2 protein-coding genes are annotated in these 2,306 nt (G+C 63.1%); both read right to left on the reverse strand.

Annotated features, from left to right (window positions below; genetic code table 11):
• Positions 1-37 precede the first annotated feature (37 nt).
• Entirely contained in the window at positions 38-1,321 is a 1,284-nt protein-coding gene (locus ACXDF8_RS26895) for an IS256 family transposase (protein WP_457225951.1), read from the reverse strand.
• A gap of 413 nt (positions 1,322-1,734) precedes the next feature.
• A partial coding sequence (gene istB, locus ACXDF8_RS26900; RefSeq protein ID WP_457226280.1) for an IS21-like element helper ATPase IstB occupies positions 1,735-2,306 on the reverse strand: 572 nt, incomplete at its 5' end.

The following is a 2,306-nucleotide window of genomic DNA, read 5'->3' on the forward strand; positions in this document are numbered from 1 at the left end:
GGGACTATCTCGTTAACGGTGTTTCCGGCGGTTTTGATCAGTAGGTTTCGGCTGCCGGGAATCGGTCGGCGAAGGTGATCGCGAACGCATTCAGGGCAGGTTTCCACCGCATCGTCCATCGTGCCCTGCCGGCACCGGTCGGGTCCAGTGATCGGGTGACCAGATACAGGCACTTGAGGGCGGCCTGCTCGGAGGGGAAGTGGCCGCGGGCTTTGATCGCGCGGCGGTAGCGGGCGTTGAGCGACTCGATGGCATTGGTGCTACAGATGACACGGCGGATCTCCACGTCGTAGTCCAGGAATGGGATGAACTCGTCCCAGGCGTTGTCCCACAGGCGGATCACCGCCGGGTAGCGTTGCCCCCATTTCTGGGCCAGATCGTCGAACGCCGTGCGGGCCGCAGTCGCGTTGACTGCGGTGTAGATCGGTTTCACATCACGCTTGATCTCGTCCCAGTACTTGCGGGAGGTGAGCCGAAAGGTGTTGCGCAGCAGATGGATGATGCAGGTCTGCACGATCGCCCGCGGCCATACGTTGCCCACCACCTCCGGCAGTCCCTTGAGCCCGTCGCAGACGACGAAGAAGGTGTCCTTGATGCCGCGGTTGCGCAGATCGGTGAGCACGCTCATCCAGAACTTGGCGCCCTCCCCGCCGGTGCCGGCCCACAATCCGAGGATGTCGCGTTCCCCGGCCAGGGTGACCCCGATGGCCGCGTAGAACGGCCGGTTGGCGACCTGGCCGTCGCGGACCTTGACCACGATCGCGTCGATGAAGATCGCAGCGTAGGTTTCATCCAGGGGCCGCACCGACCAGTCGTTCATCTCCTCGATGACCTTGTCGGTGATGCGACTGATCGTCTCCTTGGACACCGATGCCCCGTAGATCTCGGCGAAGTGCGCTGAAATCTCCCCGGTGGTAAGCCCTTTGGCGTACAAGGACAAGACCACCTCATCGACCCCGGACAGTCGGCGTTGACGTTTCTTGACGATCTGGGGCTCGAACGTCGATGCCCGATCGCGCGGCACGTCGAGTTCGACCGGGCCGGTGGTGTCGGTCAGCACCGTCTTGGTGCGGGTCCCGTTGCGGATGTTGCCCGACCCCGCCTCGGGCGGGTCGTGTTTCTCATACCCGAGGTGCTCGGTCATCTCCTCATTGAGTGCGGTCTCCAGGACCGTCTTGGTCAGCTGTTTGAGCAGCCCGTCGGGCCCGGTCAGCGACAGGCCCTGTTCCTGTGCTAGTCGGACCAGCTCGACCGCAGCCTTCTGCGCTGCGGACTGCTCAGCCGCCTTCTTCTTCGCCACATCTTCCAGTGTCGTCATCACGGCACCTTTCTCGCCGAGCATCGCTCAGCGTGTCAGTGCCGGAAACACCGTTACTTCCACAGTCCCAGTCTCGCCGGATTGACGATGGTCTCTGTGGGCCAAAGGTCCCTGGTAGCGGGGGAGAGCCACCCATTGCTGGTGCGGCTGGAGCCAGATCAACCGCAGAGTCCCTGCAGAGGTTTGGAGCCAAGTTAGTTTGCCGAAGCGTGGGATCGAAGCGGTGAATCAGCGTTCCTAGGTTCGGTTGAGTACGTCAGTCCGAGTCGGTCCCAGTGGGGCGGGCTTGATTGGAGTCCCAGGCCTTTAGTTGGGGGCTGCCGAGTTGGCGATTGGGCGGGCGGGGTGTGTGCCGGGGTGTCAACGGCAACTGAATCCTGACCAGTTGTCGGCGAGTGAATGTTGACCAGCTGGGTTCATTGTTCGTCGGCCGTGACGGTGGGGACGCGGCCGAGGTCTCGGTCTTTGATGCGGTAGCTGTCTCCTTTGAGTGCGATGACTTCGGCGTGGTGCACGAGGCGGTCGATCATGGCCGCGGCGACGACGTCGTCGCCGAAGACTTCTCCCCAGCGGCCGAAGGGTTTGTTGGAGGTGACGATGAGGCTGGCTCGTTCGTAGCGGGCGGAGATGAGTTGGAAGAACAGGTTGGCGGCTTCGGGTTCGAACGGGATGTAACCGACTTCGTCGACGACGAGAAGCGGGTAGCGGGTCAGCCGCATGAGTTCGGCTTGCAGGGTTCCGCCGTGGTGAGCGGTTGCGAGACGGTCGACCCATTGGCTCGCGGTGGCGAACAGGACGCGGTGCCCGGCCTGACAGGCTCGAATCGCGATGCCGGTCGCCAGGTGGGTCTTTCCTGTTCCTGGCGGGCCGAGGAAGACGACGTTGTCTTTTGCAGTGACGAAGTCCAGGGTGCCCAGATGGGCGATGGCGTCGCGTTTGAGGCCACGGGCGTGGTCGAAGTCGAACTCCTCCAACGACTTCCGAGAGG

The organism is Mycolicibacterium sp. CBM1 (assembly GCF_054073305.1).